Annotated in this window: 15 protein-coding genes; 10 read left to right on the forward strand and 5 right to left on the reverse strand. The window is 57.7% G+C overall.

The window, feature by feature from the left end; all coding sequences use genetic code 11:
• Positions 1 to 54 precede the first annotated feature (54 nt).
• The 4 genes from P4G45_RS12545 (at position 55) to P4G45_RS12560 (ending at position 3,782) form a co-directional block, all read left to right on the forward strand.
• A complete protein-coding gene (locus P4G45_RS12545) occupies positions 55 to 198 on the forward strand; it encodes a DUF3309 family protein (RefSeq protein ID WP_325383055.1) in 144 nt (47 codons plus the stop codon).
• Positions 199 to 360: 162 nt separating this feature from the next.
• Positions 361 to 1,536 carry a bifunctional diaminohydroxyphosphoribosylaminopyrimidine deaminase/5-amino-6-(5-phosphoribosylamino)uracil reductase RibD gene (gene ribD, locus P4G45_RS12550; RefSeq protein WP_348266819.1) on the forward strand — a complete coding sequence of 392 codons (1,176 nt, stop codon included), beginning with the start codon at positions 361 to 363 and terminating at the stop codon, positions 1,534 to 1,536.
• Between the two features lie 25 nt (positions 1,537 to 1,561).
• On the forward strand, positions 1,562 to 2,224 hold the full coding sequence (locus P4G45_RS12555) for a riboflavin synthase (RefSeq protein WP_348266820.1): 663 nt from the start codon (positions 1,562 to 1,564) through the stop codon (positions 2,222 to 2,224).
• A 199-nt stretch (positions 2,225 to 2,423) separates the two neighbouring features.
• Positions 2,424 to 3,782, forward strand: a complete 1,359-nt coding sequence (locus tag P4G45_RS12560; protein ID WP_348266821.1) for a diguanylate cyclase — start codon at positions 2,424 to 2,426, stop codon at positions 3,780 to 3,782.
• A gap of 52 nt (positions 3,783 to 3,834) precedes the next feature.
• On the opposite strand, the gene rho is transcribed toward P4G45_RS12560, so the two are convergent.
• The 3 genes from rho to P4G45_RS12575 all read right to left on the reverse strand — a co-directional run bounded on the left by rho (position 3,835) and on the right by P4G45_RS12575 (position 7,512).
• Complete coding sequence (rho, locus tag P4G45_RS12565) at positions 3,835 to 5,085, reverse strand: transcription termination factor Rho (RefSeq protein WP_158910633.1); 1,251 nt, start codon at positions 5,083 to 5,085, stop codon at positions 3,835 to 3,837.
• A gap of 166 nt (positions 5,086 to 5,251) precedes the next feature.
• Positions 5,252 to 5,473, reverse strand: a complete 222-nt coding sequence (locus P4G45_RS12570) for a DNA-directed RNA polymerase subunit omega (RefSeq protein WP_348266822.1) — start codon at positions 5,471 to 5,473, stop codon at positions 5,252 to 5,254.
• A 446-nt stretch (positions 5,474 to 5,919) separates the two neighbouring features.
• Positions 5,920 to 7,512, reverse strand: a complete 1,593-nt coding sequence (locus P4G45_RS12575) for a YifB family Mg chelatase-like AAA ATPase (protein ID WP_348266823.1) — start codon at positions 7,510 to 7,512, stop codon at positions 5,920 to 5,922.
• A 107-nt stretch (positions 7,513 to 7,619) separates the two neighbouring features.
• Here P4G45_RS12575 and P4G45_RS12580 point away from each other — a divergent pair, with 107 nt between their 5' ends.
• The 4 genes from P4G45_RS12580 to P4G45_RS12595 all read left to right on the forward strand — a co-directional run bounded on the left by P4G45_RS12580 (position 7,620) and on the right by P4G45_RS12595 (position 12,466).
• Positions 7,620 to 8,588 (forward strand): HEAT repeat domain-containing protein, encoded by a 969-nt coding sequence (locus P4G45_RS12580; RefSeq protein WP_348266824.1) that lies wholly within the window; start codon positions 7,620 to 7,622, stop codon positions 8,586 to 8,588.
• Between the two features lie 764 nt (positions 8,589 to 9,352).
• Complete coding sequence (locus tag P4G45_RS12585; RefSeq protein WP_348266825.1) at positions 9,353 to 9,736, forward strand: MmcQ/YjbR family DNA-binding protein; 384 nt, start codon at positions 9,353 to 9,355, stop codon at positions 9,734 to 9,736.
• Positions 9,737 to 9,743: 7 nt separating this feature from the next.
• A complete protein-coding gene (locus P4G45_RS12590; RefSeq protein ID WP_348266826.1) occupies positions 9,744 to 11,198 on the forward strand; it encodes an L-serine ammonia-lyase in 1,455 nt (484 codons plus the stop codon).
• 89 nt (positions 11,199 to 11,287) lie between these two features.
• The gene (locus P4G45_RS12595) at positions 11,288 to 12,466 is read left to right on the forward strand and encodes an alpha/beta hydrolase (RefSeq protein ID WP_348266827.1); all 1,179 of its coding nucleotides are present in this window, start codon (positions 11,288 to 11,290) and stop codon (positions 12,464 to 12,466) included.
• A 15-nt stretch (positions 12,467 to 12,481) separates the two neighbouring features.
• Here P4G45_RS12595 and P4G45_RS12600 read toward each other — a convergent pair whose 3' ends face one another.
• Both P4G45_RS12600 and P4G45_RS12605 read right to left on the reverse strand, forming a co-directional pair.
• Positions 12,482 to 13,666 (reverse strand): acetyl-CoA C-acetyltransferase, encoded by a 1,185-nt coding sequence (locus P4G45_RS12600; protein ID WP_348266828.1) that lies wholly within the window; start codon positions 13,664 to 13,666, stop codon positions 12,482 to 12,484.
• 412 nt (positions 13,667 to 14,078) lie between these two features.
• Positions 14,079 to 14,897 carry a hypothetical protein gene (locus P4G45_RS12605; protein ID WP_348266829.1) on the reverse strand — a complete coding sequence of 273 codons (819 nt, stop codon included), beginning with the start codon at positions 14,895 to 14,897 and terminating at the stop codon, positions 14,079 to 14,081.
• A gap of 127 nt (positions 14,898 to 15,024) precedes the next feature.
• Between P4G45_RS12605 and P4G45_RS12610 the strand changes: the two genes are divergently transcribed.
• Positions 15,025 to 16,101 carry an FAD-dependent oxidoreductase gene (locus P4G45_RS12610; RefSeq protein WP_348266830.1) on the forward strand — a complete coding sequence of 359 codons (1,077 nt, stop codon included), beginning with the start codon at positions 15,025 to 15,027 and terminating at the stop codon, positions 16,099 to 16,101.
• Positions 16,102 to 16,188: 87 nt separating this feature from the next.
• Positions 16,189 to 17,322 (forward strand): citrate synthase, encoded by a 1,134-nt coding sequence (locus tag P4G45_RS12615; protein ID WP_348266831.1) that lies wholly within the window; start codon positions 16,189 to 16,191, stop codon positions 17,320 to 17,322.
• Positions 17,323 to 17,364: the final 42 nt, after the last annotated feature.

A 17,364-nucleotide genomic window follows, 5' to 3' on the forward strand; every position in this document is an offset into this window, starting at 1 on the left:
AAAATTGCATCACACCTTCAGCGAGCGAACCTTCGCCGCCACGGAGACACGAAAATGCTGATTCTTCTTATTATCCTGATTCTGGTGTTCGGTTTTGGAGGCTATCGCCTGGGTCCAGGACTCGGTTATTACGGCGGTGGCGGCATCAGCCTCATCCTGCTTATCGTTCTGATCCTGCTTCTGCTCAGAGTCATCTAAACTGTGGTTTTCCAGGGATTGCTGTCCATTCGGTCGAAAACCGGCAAGCTGATATGCGAAAGCAAGAAGCTGGCTGGATAGACCGAATGGGCCGCTCACCATAGGTTCGTTTCGCGGAAGCCTCGATGACATTCAGATCCCACAAGATATCCTCATCAGAGTATGGCGAACGTACTCCACGATGAAGTCTTCATGCAGCGAGCGCTCATTCTCGCCCGAGAAACTGTCGCTCTCGCTTCACCCAATCCACAAGTAGGCTGCGTCCTGGTCAAAGGTGGAGAGATCATCGCCGAAGGCGCGCATCTCTACGCCAACCGCGACCACGCCGAGATCGCGGCCCTCAAACAAGCCCACGAACGTGGCGTCGATCCAGCCGGAGCGACCGCCTACGTCACCTTGGAACCCTGTTCCCACCACGGACGAACTGGACCTTGCGCCGACGCCCTCATCAAAGCCCGCATCAGCCGAGCCGTCATTGCAACCCAAGATCCTAACCCGCAAGTCAGCGGCCAAGGAATTGCGAAACTACGCGCCGCAGGAATCGAAGTTACCCTCGGCACTCTTCAACAGCCAGCCCGCGACCTCAACGATGCCTTCGCCCACTTCATCCAGCATCACAGACCCTTCGTCACCCTCAAAGCCGCCCTCTCAGTCGACGGCTACCTTGCTCCCGCCCAGCAAACCCGCACTCCCAACCAGCCTCACTGGCTCACTGGCTCCGCTGCCCGCGCCGAAGTCCAACGCCTCCGCCACGCCTCCGACGCCATCCTCACCGGCATCGGCACCGTCCTCGCCGATGACCCCGCCCTGACCGACCGCAGCGGAATTCTCGGCCCTGGCGGCCAGACCCGCCGTCGTCCCCTGCTCCGCGTCGTCCTCGATACTCACCTCCGAATCCCTCTCAACTCCCAGCTAGTCCGCACAGCGAACAGTGCAGGCGGCGATGCGTCAGACCTTCTCATCCTCACCGCTCCCTTCACCTCTCCTGAAAAATCCGAAGCTCTCCGAAAAGCCGGAGCCGAAGTCCAAACCATCTCCGAACAAGATGGCCATCTCAGTCTCCCCGCCGCACTCAAAATCCTCAGCGAACGCAGCATCCTCAGTCTGCTGCTCGAATCCGGCACTCATCTCAACGGCGCTTTCCTCCACCAGAACCTCATAGACAAAGCCGTCCTCTTCTACTCGGAGACCGAATTAGGCCCGCAATCCCTTCCCTTTGCCGAAGGCATCGCATCACCTTATCGCTTCCAGCAATCCCTCCATCGCATCACTCGCGCCCTGTTCGGTACCGATGCCTGCATCACCGGCTATCTCCACGATCCCTGGCCTGTTCCCTGATCGCTCTTCCCTGTACCCTGTACTTATGTTCACCGGCCTCATCGAAACCACCGGAACCATACTCGCTGTCACGCCTACGGCAGGAGCAACCCGCATCACCATTGCCGCGCCAACGCTTACCCATAAGCTCAACACCGGAGACAGCATCGCCGTCAGCGGAGTGTGTCTTACCGCACTGTCCATTGAGCCCAATGCCTTCCCGCCACGCTTCTCCGCCGATCTCGCCGCCGAGACTATCGCCCGCACCACGCTCTCGCACCTGCATCCTGGTTCCATCGTGAACCTCGAACTGCCGACTCCCGCAGGCTCGCCGCTTGGAGGTCACGTCGTCCAGGGACACGTCGATGGCACGGCCACGCTGGTGGCGATCGAACCCCTCGCAGATAATACCGATCTCACTGACTACCGTCTCCGCCTCACCCTCCCCGAACAGCTCCTCCCCTACGTCGTGGAGAAGGGCTCCATCACCGTCGAAGGCATCAGCCTCACCGTGGCTTCTATTCAGGGCACTCAAGTCGAGATCGCCATCATCCCCCACACCTACGTCTCAACCAGCCTCCGCACCCTTGTCTCCGGTGCACCTCTGAATATCGAGGTGGACGTTTTAGCAAAATACTCGGAACGCCAACAGCAGCAGACTGGGCGCTTTGTTCTGACCGCAGAGTATCTTCTGACGAACGGTTATTGAACTTTCAATTCGATGTGAGGCGGCAGGCAACAACGCAGACCAGGCAGTGATGATCGTGCCACAAGTGCAGGAACCCCCGGACTTTTCCTCACGCCCTACATCCTTTGTGGGCTATACGTGCCTGTGGCCGCTTTGATAATTTTCAGCAGGAAGCAGTCGCGCTCTTGAGCGACCTGTCCGATAAAGGTTGGCGACCACAATGACAATTACATATATGTACTGGCTCGTAGTGGCCTCGCTGGTCCTGGCGATCATTGCATCCTATGCGGCTTTCAGCTTCGCCGAGCGAATTACCGTATCGAAGGGAGCACGGTTCTGGGGATGGCTGACCGGCGGTGCCGTCGCAATGGGACTCGGAATCTGGTCGATGCACTACGTCGGCATGTTTGCGGTGCGTCTGCCGGTGCAGGTGACTTATCACGTCCCCACGGTTCTGGCCTCGCTTCTGCTTGCCGTGGTGGCTTCAGCCATTGCACTCTCTGTCGTGAGCCGGCCGAAACTGGGAGTACCCCAAATCGCTCTTGGCGGCGTGCTGATGGGAGCGGCGATCGGCGGCATGCACTATGTGGGCATGGCAGCGATGCGATCGAGTGCGATGCACCACTACAACCACGCATTGGTGGGACTCTCCCTTGTTGTGGCCGTTGCGTTTTCGTGGATGGCGCTATGGATCTCGTTTTTTCTACGGAAAGACCGCGTGCAGCAGGAGTGGCTGCGTATGGGCGGGGCAATCCTGATGGGCAGTGGCATCTCCGCCATGCACTATACCGCCATGGCTGCTGTAACATTTGTTCCCGGCGATATGGTTTACCGGTTCGCAGGTACGATGCGGGTATCAACTCTGGGCATCGTGGCCGTCGTGCTGACTACCGTATGCGTACTGTTTGGCGCATTGCTGACCGCATTTTTCGATCGCCTGACATACCAGAAGCTACAGGATTCTCACAATCGTCTCGTCGACGCCCAGGAGGCGCTCATCCAAAGTGAACTGGCCCTTCGCGAGGCGAACTTCACCCTTAGAAAACTCTCCATCTACGATGGATTGACGGGCGTGCATAACCGGAGACACTTCGATGAAACTCTCGAAGCTGAGCTCAAACGGGCGGCGAGATCGAAGCTCAACCTGTCTCTGCTCATGATTGACGTGGACTGCTTCAAGGCATTGAATGACCGCCACGGGCATCTGGCAGGGGACGAATGCCTGCGCAAAATCGCAGGCGAGTTTACCTCGAAGATCCGGCGGCCGCAGGATATCGTTTCCCGATATGGCGGCGAGGAGTTCGCAGTGATCCTTCCGGGCGCAAACGCCCAATGGGCGTTCGAACTGGCAGAATCGTTGCGTCTAGCAATTGAGAATTTGAAGATTGCCAACAACGGTTCGCGCGTGGGACCGTTCGTCACCGTAAGCGTCGGGCTCGACACGCGTGTGCCGGAGGTTGGCGAACCAGTCGATGAGATTGTCGCTGCTGCGGATGCGGCCCTCTACCTGGCAAAGACGCAGGGGAGAAACCGGACTCAATCCACGACGCAAATTGGCGAACGCGTCGAGAAAAAATAAAGGGAGCGCAGCCGTTAGCCGCGCTCCCTTATTTGATTCAACTTGCTTCGACCTAGATCGAGCTCATGTTGTGCAGAAACTCCTGATTGTTCCGGGTCTTTGCCAACTTGTCGGTCAATAGCTCCATCGCTTCAACCGGCGACAGTGGGTTCAGCACCTTGCGCAGAATCCACGTCCGCTGCAGGTCTTCCTTCGGAATCAGCAGCTCTTCCTTACGCGTACCGGACCGCTGAATATCGATTGCAGGGAAGACACGCTTGTCGACCAGCTTGCGGTCCAGAATGACTTCCATGTTGCCGGTACCCTTGAACTCTTCGAAGATGACCTCGTCCATGCGTGAACCCGTATCAACAAGAGCAGTCGCAATGATGGTAAGCGAACCGCCTTCTTCGATGTTGCGGGCCGCACCGAAAAACCGTTTCGGCCTTTGCAGCGCATTCGAGTCCACACCGCCTGAGAGCACCTTGCCCGACGGCGGAACGATTGTGTTGTAGGCGCGAGCCAGACGCGTGATCGAGTCGAGCAGAATCACAACATCGCGCTTGTGCTCGACCAGCCGCTTGGCCTTCTCGATGACCATCTCGGCGACCTGTACGTGGCGTGCGGCAGGCTCGTCAAAGGTAGAGGAGATAACCTCTCCCTTTACCGACCGCTGCATATCGGTTACTTCTTCCGGGCGCTCGTCGATCAGCAGAACGATGAGCACAACCTCGGGATGGTTGGTCGTGATGCTGTTCGCAATCGACTGCAGCAGCATCGTCTTACCGGTACGGGGCGGAGCTACGATCAAACCGCGCTGGCCCTTGCCCATCGGGGTGAGGAGATCCATGACGCGACCCGATATGTGCTCGCGAACGGTCTCCATCTTTACGCGCTCCTGAGCATAAAGCGGGGTCAGGTTGTCGAACAGAATCTTGTTGCGCGTCTCTTCCGGCGACTCGAAGTTGATCGCCTCAATCTTGACCAGTGCGAAATACTTCTCGCCCTCATGCGGAGGACGGACATTGCCACTGATGGTGTCGCCGGTCTTCAGGTCGAACTTGCGAATCTGGGATGGCGAGACGTAGATGTCGTCGGGGCCGGGGAGATAGTTGTAATCGGGTGAGCGGAGGAAGCCATAGCCATCGGGCAGGATCTCCAGCACGCCTTCGGCGAAGATGTGTCCTTCTTTTTCGCTCTGCGCCTGGAGAATCTTGAAGATCAGGTCCTGTTTCCGCAGACCGCTGGTGCCTGCGATGTCGAGACCGCGCGCAAGCTTACCTAGCTCCGCAATGTTGTGTTCTTTCAGCTCTGAAATGGTCATGTTTTACCTGGAATTTGATCAATAAGGAGGGATTGTTTGAAACTGAGGCGGGATCTGCGTGACGGGGAGTCGTGCGGAAGGCCAGAAATATGCGAACTTTGGGATGGGATTTTGAGGCGGATATTTGGTTGGGTTTAGTAGCTAAAGAATACAGGAAAAAGCCGCGCTATGCCGCGCGGCGTTCCTGTAATTCTACCTTCTTGACGACTGCATCTTCCGGTTCATTCATCGGAATCGTGTCCTTGAAGCGGTCGAGCACCTCGTTGGTCGTGTCCTGTAACCGCGTGTTCGGCTTGTGCAGCTTCCGCGTCGCCTTGGACGCCAGTTGGCACAGCTCGTAGCGGTTGGTTACATGAGTCAGTGCTCCAAAAATCAGATCTGAGCGCATCGTTTCTCCTCTTCTTTCGTAAAGCGTAAGCATCTTGCCAGCGCTCACTCGCTAAATTCCCAATTGCTGGATTTGAGTCTTCTGCTCTACCACTTCATTAGACGCAGAAAAACCTGCTTGAGACTCTCCATCTACTGTCATCATCTTTCAATTTAACTTCCGCCTGCTAAATCCAACAGACAAAAGCTCCCTGCGACCGGCCTGAACCGGCTACTTCAACGATCTGTCTTCCTCTGCGATTCACCGCGAAGGCATCGTGGCATAAAATAGAGGCCAGAATAAACCTTGGAAGCAACAACCGTTCATCGGCTGCCGAAGCAGCTCGACCCCATCACTTAAGATAGACGATCTAATGGGGCAGGTCAATACCTTTTTTGGGAATTTCCACACCTATAAATTCCAAAAACAGGATTTTAACGGATCTACCATCTATATCTTTACCTACTTTAGGACCAGTAACTCCTATCCAAGGTACGGTACTGAATTGCCTCGGCAATATGCTTGACCGCGATGTCCTGTTCCCCTCCCAGATCGGCAATTGTCCGGGCAACTTTTAAGATCCGGTCATGCGCCCGGGCACTTAACCCCTGTTGTTGCATCGCCCGCTCCAGCAAACGCTCCGCATCAGACGAAAGCTCGCAATAGATCCGAATCTGCTGGGTATTCATCTGCGAATTCGAAAAAATCTGCCGCGAAGCCCCTTTTGCCGATCCCTTCGTCCGCTCCGCCGCCTGGCTGAATCGATCATGTTGCCGATGCCTCGCAGCCAGCACCCGGGCCCGTATCTCTTCCGAACCCTCCGCCGCCGTTCCTCCCCGTAACTCCTTATATTGAACAGCCGGAACTTCAATATGAATGTCGATCCTATCCAGCAAAGGCCCGGAAACCTTGGAAACATAGCGTTGAATCATCGGCGGGGTACACATGCACTCGCGCGACTTGTCGTTGAAATACCCGCAGGGGCAAGGATTCATCGCCGCCGCCAGCATGAACCGCGCAGGAAAGCTAAGGCTCATCGCCGCCCGCGCGATCGTGACCATCCCGTCCTCGAGGGGTTGCCGCATTACCTCCAGAACGTTCCGCGGAAACTCTGGCAGCTCGTCCAGAAATAGCAATCCGTTATGCGCCAGCGAAACCTCACCCGGCCGGGGCATCATCCCGCCGCCAATCAACCCTGCGTCCGAGATGGTATGGTGCGGCGACCGGAACGGCCGATGAGTCACCAACCCCTGTTCCGCGTCGAGCACACCAGCGACGGAGTGGATCTTCGTCGTCTCCAACGCCTCTTCGAAGCGGAGCGGAGCCAGAATCGAAGGCAGGCGCTTGGCCAGCATTGTCTTGCCCGACCCCGGCGGCCCGATCATCAAAATATTGTGTCCGCCCGCCGCGGCAACCTCAAGCGCTCGCTTCGCCACATGCTGACCGCGGACGTCCTTGAAGTCGAATGGAAAGTGCTGCATCTCATTGAGCAGATCGGCTGTCTCCACCTGAAGCGGCGTCGCGGTGATTGTGCCAAAGGCTGCTGAGTTCAGCAGCTCGCGCACCTCCAGCAGACTCTTCACGGGATATACGTTCACTCCCTTTACTACCGCTGCCTCACGCGCATTGCTCGCAGGAATGATCAGGTTCGGAATGCCCTGCGCTCGCGCCGCAACCGCGATCGGTAACATTCCCTGCACCGCGCGAAGACTCCCATCCAGGCCCAATTCACCCACCAGAAGAAAGTTGCTCACATCCTTGATATGCAGCGCGCCATAGGCGCCGAGTATCCCAATCGCAATGGGAAGATCGAATCCCGAACCTTCCTTCTTCAGGTCTGCCGGAGCGAGGTTGATGGTGATTCGCGTCGGCGGGATGTCGAAGCCGGAGTTCTTGATGGCCGATCGCACTCGGTCGCGGCTCTCCCGCACCGCCGCATCCGGCAAGCCCACAGTGTTGAACTGCTCCTTGTCCAACTTGACGCCAGAAAAATCGACCTCTACATCGATGACGTGTGCATCGATGCCATAAACTGCTGCACTGCGAACCTTAAAAAGCATGTATGAGCCCGGTCAATCCTTGAGGCTATGAATTTTGGCCGAGTATAGCATTTCATCCTCTATAACTAATGCATCACTACATTCAACGGTACGACGGAGCAACAATCATGCCCACGCACGCACGCGTTCTTTGCCTCAGCAAAACAACTGCTCTCCTGATGGCTCTTCTTCTGCTCCCCTTGCACCAGGCCTGCGCGCAGAACAGCTCGACCACCGACAAGCAGCAAGTCGACGGCAAAATTGTAACCACCACGCAAGCGGAACAACCGACGCAGTCGGATCGCACTCATAAAACCGCCGCCGAGAATAACGAAGAAGCCTGGTCCATGCTCACTACAGCCGTTCAGGATCCGAAGCACGCCGACCTGCGAATCCAGGCACTCGCCGCTCTGGGTACGCTTGGCGAAAACGCTCGCGGCGAAAAACTGATCTCCGCCGCCATGCGGGACTCCGATGTTGACGTGCGCACCGCTGCCGTCCTTAGCGCCGGCCAGACTAAAAGCCGCAACCTTACCATCGGCATCCGCGCTCTGCTCGACGACAAGGAACCGCAGGTCGCCTTCGTCGCTGCCACCACGCTATGGAAGATGAACGATCGCTCCGGCGAAGACATTCTGGTGGCTGTGGTCAACGGCGACCGTAGCGCCAACCCCGGCATGGTGAACGGCACCATGCACAAGGTGAATAAAGAGATTCACGATCCGGGAGCGCTCGCCCGCATGGGCGCGCTCCAGGGAGCGTCCATGCTCCTCGGGCCGTTCGGCTTCGGCCTCACCGCAATCGAATACATGCGCAAGAACGGCGGCGACAACGCCCGCGTCTCGGCTATCGAGCAGCTCTCGCAGGAAAAGACCGCGCCCATCCGCGCCGAGTTGATCGCGGCGCTCACCGACAAAGATCCCGCCGTCCGCGCTGCCGCAGCCACAGCGCTTGGCAGCTATCGCGAGAGGTCCATTCCTAACGCGCTTCTGCCTGTCTTCGACGATGCCAAGGCTCCGGTCCGCCTCACTGCTGCTGCCGCATACATCCGCGCCACACATTTCGCTCCATCCCGCAAAAGACGGGCGGCTAGATAGCAGCCAAACCTTCCAGTTTCGCCTAATCAAGCTACGTTCCGCATCCATTCAGGCTTTCCATCAAACCCGAGGGGCGCCTTTTTCCATTGGCTGATGAACATGACGAAGGCAGGAGGATATCCAGCATGCTGATTGGATACGACGAGACGCAAATGGCAGGCTGCCGAAATCGACCGCGACTCTGCTTCGGTATTTTCAAATTTCTAATGTCGCTTTTCTTGATCTTGCCGGGGGTGTCTCTCTCTGCACAAACGCTCGAAATCATTTTGGTGGATGGTAGGAACGGACGCCCTATGGTGGGGGCGTCCTCCTATGTGAATGCTTGGGTAGGGACAGAGTGCAAGGAGGCAATCGCCATTCCGACTGATGGAAAGGGCGTTGCTCGACTACAGCTAACGCTCAATCCCGACGAAGTAAACATCCCAAACTCGAAGAATAGTGGATCAATCGTTGTGGAGCATCCTATCGTGAAGTACGATGAGTCCTTCCGGGTTAACGTTCCTAACGTATTGTGTGGGTCAGCGGGATCAAGTTATTCGTGGCTGAGGTCAGAAAGCTTCTCCACAAAAGAGATACTTAGTCACGGCTATGCTTCGCCAAACACATGCGGTAAAGGTACGGTCTCGCCGCACCCCGGACAAGTAATCCTCTTCGTTAGGCCATTAACGTGGTGGGAAAAACTAAAGCAATAATTCCTGCTCCGGCCACCGGTCTGCAATCGAATGCAATATTCGTTGGAAACAAGATAGGGCGGACTGTCACAGATGAAGCCTCGCGTTGATCTCTTTCGCCGACTGGCCCTCACTCTTCCTGAAGCCGTCGAAAGCTCGCACATGGGCCATCCCGACTTTCGCATCAACGACCGCATCTTCGCCACTCTCTCCGCGCAGGAGAGAGGGCGTGGCACGCTCAAGCTCACCATCGAGCAGCAACAAGCCTTTATCGCCGAGATGCCAACGATCTTCGAGCCTGTACAAGGCGGCTGGGGACGCATGGGCATGACCTTCGTCGATCTTGGACATGTTGACGAAGAGACACTGAAGGGCGCGCTCATCACCGCGTACAACAACGTGAAGCTCAAACAAGCAAAGAAGAAGGTCCCGGGCACCACCAAACGAGCGGGATACTCATCCACGCGCCTACAATAAGTCAGCCGTGAACACCAGTCTCTTCGAACTCTTCAAAATCGGCATCGGCCCCTCCAGCTCACATACAGTCGGCCCCATGCGTGCCGCTCTCCGCTTCGTCCGTTCGCTCGAAACTTCTGGTCTCCTCCCGCGTACAGGGTCCATCCGCGTCGATCTCTACGGCTCACTCGCACTTACCGGACTCGGCCACGGCACTGACCGCGCCATCCAACTCGGACTTCTCGGAGAAGCACCCGACACCGTCGATCCCGCTCTCGTCGAAACCGAACTCAACGCCATCCGCACCACCGGAACCTTGTACCTCCTCGACCTGTACGAGGTTCCCTTCACCGAGAGCCAGCATCTCATCTTTCACCGCAACCAGATGTACCCCGACTCCGCCGTCCCAACCCACCCCAACGGAATGCGCTTCTCCGCCTTCGACGACGCTGGCGCTCTACTCAGCGAAGAGATTTTCTACTCCATCGGCGGCGGCTTCATCCTCTCCGGCAGCGAGTTCGAGGCGCAGAGCACCTCATCGAGCGTCTCATCGCGCACCGTTCCCTACCCCTTTCGCAGCGCAGAAGAACTTCTCAGCACTGCCGCCGCCCACAACCTCACCATTGCGCAACTCCTGCTCGCCAACGAAGTCGCGCTCCTCTCCGACGCCAACGTCGCCATCAACCGGCCTCCGTCTGCCGAGCCTTTGCCGAGCGAAGCCAATCCTGAGCAAAAGATCAAAGCCAGCATCCTTAGCCTCTGGCACACAATGCAATCCTGTACCGCTCGCGGCATCGCCACCGAAGGCATCCTGCCCGGAGGCCTCAACGTCCGCCGCCGCGCTCCACGTCTCGCCAACCGGCTGGAGACCGAAGGCTCCAAAGATCCTCTGGCCCCTCTCGACTGGGTCACGGTCTACGCCATGGCCGTCAACGAGGAGAACGCCGCCGGAGGAAGAGTGGTGACCGCTCCCACTAACGGAGCTGCGGGCGTCATCCCCGCCCTCGCGCACTACTACATGCGCTTCGTAGAAGACGCCGACGAAGAAGGTCTCATCCGCTACTTCCTCACTGCTGCCGCCATCGGCATTCTCTACAAAGAAAACGCCAGCATCTCCGGAGCCGAGGTCGGCTGTCAGGGAGAGGTCGGCGTCGCCTGCTCCATGGCCGCCGGAGGTCTCGTCGCCGCGCTCAACGGAACCAACGCGCAGATCGAACACGCCGCTGAGATCGCCATGGAACACAATCTCGGCATGACCTGCGACCCCATCGGCGGTCTCGTCCAGATTCCCTGCATCGAGCGCAACGGCATGGGCGCAGTCAAAGCCATCAACGCCGCCCGCATGGCCATGCACGAGACCGGCGGCCACAAGATTTCCCTCGACCAGATCATCGCCACCATGTATCAGACCGGCCTTGACATGCAGTCACGCTACAAAGAAACCTCCCTCGCCGGACTCGCCCTAAATATCATCGAATGTTGATATTGTGACGCGCATAGCATCGTCATGTTCGATTTTGAACAGCGGCTTTCGCAAATGCGTATAGCTAAATATTGGCTAAGGAGAATCTAGTGAGAAAAACTGCTTGGAGTCACCCATACGCGCTGGTACTGGCTTTGACCGTCTGCCAGGGTGTCGCTCAGGCATCACAAAAGAGCCATCCCCCAACTGGCAGCGAACAACCTGAGCAGAAGATGTTTTCGCGGCGCGAGGTCATCGATATCATCGCTGCAACGCGGAAGATAGTATCGCCGAATGGCGTCGAAGAACTCTTGCCAATTCAGATAAACGGAACGACTCAATGGTTGTCGGTTCGGGGCAGCGACCGTCGCAATCCGATTTTGCTGTACCTGCATGGCGGGCCGGGATCTCCAACGATGCCGGAGGACTACACCTTCCAGACTCCGTGGGAGGATTACTTTACCGTAGTGCAGTGGGACCAGCGCGGCGCGGGAAAAACATATGCATCCAACGATCCCAAGTCGCTTGCCCCGACCATGACGATCCCGCAGATGACAAGCGATGCGGAGGAGGTCGTCCGTTACCTGCAGAAACGATATGACAAGCGGAAGATCTTTTTGCTGGGACACTCCTGGGGCAGCGTGCTTGGCGTAGCTCTCGCGCAACGTCATCCCGAGTGGTTCTACGCCTATCTGGGAGTCGGGCAGATGGTGAATATGGAAAAGAACGAGGTAGATGGCTACCAGTTTGCGTTGAACGAAGCCAAGTCGCACCATAACAGCGAAGCGGAGCGAGAATTATTGGCGCTGGCGCCCTATCCGGGCAACCTCACCTTTGAAAGGATTGGAGTGCAACGCAAATGGCTTATGTACTACGGCGGATTGACCTATGGGAGGACGGATTTCTCTTATGACAGTAACGCCCGGCGCCTCTCTCCGGATTACACGCAAAGGGACATAGACCTCGTGAACGAAGGCAGCCTTTACTCCGTGACCCATCTGCTCGGGCCGCTGGAAGCCGTCAATTACGACTCTGTCACCGACTTCAAATGTCCGATCTTCCTTTTTGAAGGAAAGCATGACTATGCCGTCTCCCACGCACTTTCGGCAGAGTGGTTCAGTCACATCCATGCGCCATCGAAGAAATTGGTATGGTTCGACAATTCCGCGCACATGATCATGCAGGAAGAGCCAGGACGATTTCTGTACCATCTCATCACCGATCTCTATCCCCTGGCGGTGCAGGCCGGAGATTTCGCCCCAGCCTCGGACCACACAGGCGGAGACTGATTCAAGGCGAACAACTTACCGCTCCACCGCCAGCGCCACCGAGTTCCCTCCCCCAAGGCAAAGCGCCGCCACGCCCTTCTTCACATCCCGCCGCATCATCTCGTGGATCAGCGTCACCAGTATCCTCGCCCCGCTCGCTCCAATCGGATGCCCGATCGCAACTGCTCCACCATTCACGTTCACCCTGGCTGCATCCAGTCCCAGTTCCTTCATCACTCCAAGCGCCTGCACGCTAAACGCCTCATTCAACTCAAACAGATCGATATCATCCATCTTCCACCCGGCACGCTCCAAAACTCGCCGCACTCCAATCACCGGAGCAAGCATCACCCACCGCGGCGCGACTCCACTCATTGCCTGCGCCCGGATCGTCACCATCGGCTCCAGTCCGAGTTCTTTCGCGCGTGAAGCCGACATCACCACAACCGCCGCAGCCGCGTCGTTCACCCCTGGAGCATTGCCCGCCGTCACGGTTCCATCTTTCTTGAAAGCCGGTTTCAACGCAGCCAGCGCCTCCAGCGAAGCATCGTCGCGCACGCTCTCGTCGCGCGAAAAGAGGACCGGCTCTCCACCCTTCTTCTTCGGAGGCAATGAAACCGGGACCACCTCCGCATCGAACCGCCCTTCCCTCCACGCTGCACTCGCACGGCGATGCGACTCCAGCGCATAGGCGTCCTGCATCTCCCGAGTGATCGAATGCTTCTCCGCGACGAGTTCTCCGGTCATTCCCATGTGCCAGTCCTCGCACGCGCACCATAGACCGTCTCTCACCATCGAGTCCACCACCGTGGAGTCACCCATGCGAAATCCTTTCCGCCCCTGCGGCAGAAGATATGGCGCGTTGGTCATCGACTCCATCCCACCGGCGACAACAATCTCCGCCGCACCCGTCATCACGCTCTGCGCCGCGAGCGCCACCGCCTTCAATCCCGAGCCGCAAACCATGTTGATCGTCATCGCCGCAACAGAGTCCGCCAGCCCTCCCCGCAGTCCCGCCTGCCGCGCAGGATTCTGTCCCAGCCCCGCCGGAAGCACGCATCCCATCACACACTCGTCGACAGTTGCGGCGTCAATTCCCGCTCTACGCGCAGCTTCGCGCACTACTATCGCGCCAAGTTCCACCGCTGTACTCTCACTCAGCGCTCCTTGAAACCTTCCCACTGGAGTCCGTACCGCAGACACGATCACAACATCATTCATCACAACACCTCGTCACGAAACCATTCGCAGATGAACTCTGCAGAAGACATCCCGAACGCGAAAGTATACGGCGCACGACATAGCGCTCGCATTCTTCGGCGCTTCAACCGACAAAACTCATTCATTTTTTGGAGACCATCGCGGTCGTCGTATCAAAAAAAAATTCTCAAACGTATCGATTTTTCTTGACAGTGAAATTACATGAATCTATACCTTCGTTAGCTGCAATGCAGCGTGTTGCAGCAACGATGTCTAATCAATAGGGAGAATAGACAAATGGCAACGAAAAAGGCAGCCACAAAAGCAGCAAAGAAACCCGCGAAGAAGGCCGCGAAAAAGAAGTAAACCCAACAAGGCAAACAAAACGGGGGACGCGATAAGCGTCCCCCGTTCTGCGTCTGCACTGCAATCGCTACTGCGCGGGCGTACCTTTCGGCGTCGAGAGGTATCCCGAAACGGTGTTCTTCTCGATGTCATTCACCACCAGCTCATACAGCACCGGCGTCTTGCCCGTATAGAACTGCACCGGCTCATCGAGGTTCTTGTCCTTCTTCTCGATGTTGCGGTCGTCGGCGCTCACGTTCAGCGTGTACCGCGAGTGTTTCATGTCCACCTTCTTCAATTGCAGCTTGATGCTGGAGAGAAGCAGCGGCTTCTCTCCCTTCTTCAAGGTGAACTCGATGTAGTTCCGGTCGCCCTTATGCTTCAGGACCTCAAGCTCGTCGTGGTTGGTCGCAATCAAGCCGCTCATCACGCCAGCATCGCCCACCACCCGATTCAGTTGCGACTTCGTCGCTTCCAGATCGGTCCGGGTCGTGGCGACATCCGTTTTCACTCCTCCGACATCCGTCTTCACAGTCGCCACGTCGGTCGAAACCGCGCCGATCTGCTCCTTGGTTGCGGCCTGCTCGCGCTCCAGCCTTGTTGTCGCCGCCTGCTGCGCGGCCAGTATGCTCTGCGCCCGCGTCTCAATCTGCTTCTGTGCGATGCCGACGCTCTGCCCAAGGGTTTCGCTCGTCGCCCGCAGCCGGGCATTCGTAGAGTCGAGCTTCTGCGCCAGATCAGTATTCTTCTGGATTGCCGCCCCCAACTGTTTCTGCGTATCGGTCAAACGATTCTGCAAACCATAGCACCAAACCAGCGAACCCAATGCAGCCAGTAACGCTACTACCAGGACTCCAAGAAATACTCCAGACATCGAACGCTCTGCTACATATCCTTCTTCACTCATCGAACTCTCCTCGGCACTGCACTTCGTTTCGCCTGCACCGGTTCTTCCGGAACAAGCTGCTCGTCAGTCTCTCAAACTTACAGGGCGCTGACCATACCTCTTTTGTGAATCGAACTAAACTGTTCCTATGCATCACACCGACATATGCATCGCAGGAGCAGGGATCATCGGCCTCTCGCTTGCCCTTGAGCTTCACCGCCGCGGTCTCAGCGTCACCGTTCTCGATCAGGGAACCCCTCTCGCCGAAGCTTCCACCGCCGCCGCCGGGATGCTCGCCGCCAGCGATCCCGACAACCCTGCATCCCTGCGGCCGCTCGCCGATCTCAGCCTCTCGCTCTACCCCGCTTTTCTCGATCGCCTCCACGCTCTATCCGGCACACAAGTTCCCTTCCACACCAGGGCAACCCTCCAATCGCATGCCGACGCTTCAGGTGAAACATTCTCACCGGAAGCTCTCAGCAAAATTCTCCCTCAACTCAAGCCGCGCAACCATCACTTCACCCTGATCGACGAGCATAGTCTCGAACCGCGCAATCTTGCCGCCGCGCTCCTCGCTGCCGTCAAGAGCACATCCATCGATCTGCACACCAGCACTCAGGTTCTCGCTGCACAATCGATCGGCGACTCCGTAGAACTCCACACCACGCGAGGCACCTTCCACGCGGCAAAGTTCATCAACTGTACCGGTGCGTGGGCCACTCACTCCTCCCTTGCCCCGGGCCTTGCGGTTGCGCCAAAGAAAGGCCAGATGCTGGCTGTCGCCATTCCGTCCACGCTCTCGCTTCCTCTCGTGGTTCGTACCCATGGCATGTACATCGTTCCCCGCACCACCGGTCCCAACGCGGGACGTGCAATCATCGGCGCAACCATCGAAGATGTCGGCTTCGACAAGATCGTCCACCTGGCCGATATCGCTCATCTCCGTGCACTCGCTGCGGATCTTATTCCAGCGCTTGCAGATGCGCCGCAACTCGAAGTCTGGGCTGGCCTTCGTCCATCAACGCCGGATGAACTTCCCTTCCTCGGACCAGCGCCCGACGCCCGCAATCAATTCATCGCTGCCGGACACTATCGCAACGGCATCCTCCTCGCTCCGGCAACCGCACACGTCATAGCGCAAATTCTCACTGGCGAACCCAGCGCCATCGACCTCTCCGCCTACTCACCGATGCGCCCTCTGCCCGCAACAGCTATCGCACACTGAAGGCGATATTCGCGCACTTCACCGTGACAACCCTTTCACGGCTGCGCTATAAACGATGTAGTTTGTTTAACCCTGGAGAAGTCGCGTATGTCCAATGTTGTCGCACCTAAAGGCTTGGAAGGCATCGTCGCCACCAGCTCTTCCATTTGCTTTATCGACGGTGACGCTGGCGTGCTCTCCTATCGCGGCATCGATATCCACGAACTGGCGCAACGCTCCACCTTCGAAGAGACCGCCTATCTTCTCTGGTTTGGCAAACTTCCGAACACCTCCGAACTCGCCAGCTTCGCCACGCAACTGGCCGGAGCGCGTCAGCTTAATCCAAAGGTTATTGATCTCCTGCGAAGCGTTCCCGCCACCGCCACGCCTATGCAGGTGCTCCGCACCGCCGTTTCTCTACTTAGCATCTACGACGCCGACGAGGCCGACTCCAGCCACGACGCAAACGTCCGCAAGTCCTTCCGCCTCACCGCGCAGATTCCGATGATCGTCGCTACCTTCGACCGCATCCGCAAGGGCAAGCCCGTCATCGAACCCGACCACAAGCTCTCGCACGCGGGTAACTTCCTCTGGATGCTCAACGGCGAAGCCCCCTCCGAGACAGCCACCCGCGCCTTCGACATCGCGCTCATTCTCCACGCCGATCACGAGCTGAACGCCAGCACCTTCGCCGCCCGCGTCATCGCCGCGACCCTCGCCGATATCCACTCGGCCATCACCGGCGCGATCGGCGCGCTCAAAGGCCCGCTCCACGGCGGAGCGAACGAGGCCACCATGCGCCTGCTCTACGCCATCGACAAGGCCGGTGCCGATCCCATCGAATACGTGAAGCAAATGTTCAGCGAAAAGAAGAAGATCTCCGGCTTCGGCCACCGCGTCTATCACACCGAAGACCCGCGGGCTACGCATCTCCGCCGCATGTCCGAAGAGCTGGGCCGCGCCGCCGGCAGCACCAAATGGTTCGATTTGTCGCGCAAGATCGAGCTCTTCATTAAAGAGCAGAAGAAGCTCAACGCAAACGTCGACTTCTACTCAGCCTCCACCTACACCACCCTCGGCATCGATATCGACCTCTTCACGCCAATCTTCGCCATCAGCCGCATCGCCGGTTGGGCCGCCCACGTCATCGAGCAGCACGACGACAACCGCCTCATCCGCCCACGTGCCGACTACGTTGGCCCTGCCTATCCTTCGCCGTACATTCCAATCGCCGAGCGGTAGGTCCCTGCCTCGCGCTCACACGCACCTCTTTACTCCTCGTCG

Origin of the sequence: Edaphobacter paludis (genome assembly GCF_039993895.1) — a bacterium.
Classification (GTDB): Bacteria; Acidobacteriota; Terriglobia; order Terriglobales; family Acidobacteriaceae; genus Edaphobacter; species Edaphobacter paludis.